Source organism: Solihabitans fulvus (genome assembly GCF_008386585.1).
GTDB lineage: Bacteria > Actinomycetota > Actinomycetes > Mycobacteriales > Pseudonocardiaceae > Solihabitans > Solihabitans fulvus.
Window position 1 is genome coordinate 1 of sequence record NZ_VUOB01000241.1, and the last position, 527, is coordinate 527.

The following is a 527-nucleotide window of genomic DNA, read 5'->3' on the forward strand; positions in this document are numbered from 1 at the left end:
CTCAAAAATTTTACTAAAGCTCTAAAGAAAGCAATCGGGGTCCTTTTTATGTAAGCGTATCAATAAAATTTGCATAATATTATAAAACTTTCGTTAGTCATAAAATACGTAGGAAGGATCTTTATTTAACATTATTATGCAAATTTCTTGATGAATTCGCTATTTTTTTTAAATAAAATTAATCTGCTGTTTTCACTTGTTGAAATCCATGGTTGATATCTTCCCGTTTTCGCTGATTAGCAGTTTCGTCATTTTTTTCCCTGCGCTATCTACAACCGTCGAAATGGCTGCACCGTTCATGTTAGGCCCAAAACCAGCCTTTGAAGCCATGTCCTGGATGTTTGACATGCCTTGCATTAAGCTTGCCGGCGAAAAACTGTTAGCGTTTATCGGAAATATGTTCGGGTCGTTAGGAACGGCCGCACCTTCCAACCCGTACACGGCAGCCAAAATCAAAAGAATAATTGCAACCTTCGTCATTGTATAAGTTTATTTGCGTATGTTCAAAAATAATCACGCGTATTTCG

Annotated in this window: 1 protein-coding gene; it reads right to left on the reverse strand. The window is 37.0% G+C overall.

Features of this window, described 5'->3' with window-relative positions; all coding sequences use genetic code 11:
• Positions 1–192 precede the first annotated feature (192 nt).
• Positions 193–480, reverse strand: coding sequence for a hypothetical protein (locus tag F0L68_RS45720; RefSeq protein ID WP_149730621.1), 288 nt, complete (start codon positions 478–480; stop codon positions 193–195).
• Between the last annotated feature and the right edge of the window lie 47 nt (positions 481–527).

Coding starts and splice junctions, on each gene's coding strand:
- F0L68_RS45720 (WP_149730621.1), bottom strand. CDS start 480: ATGACGAAGGTTGCAATTATTCTTTTGATTTTGGCTGCCGTGTACGGG.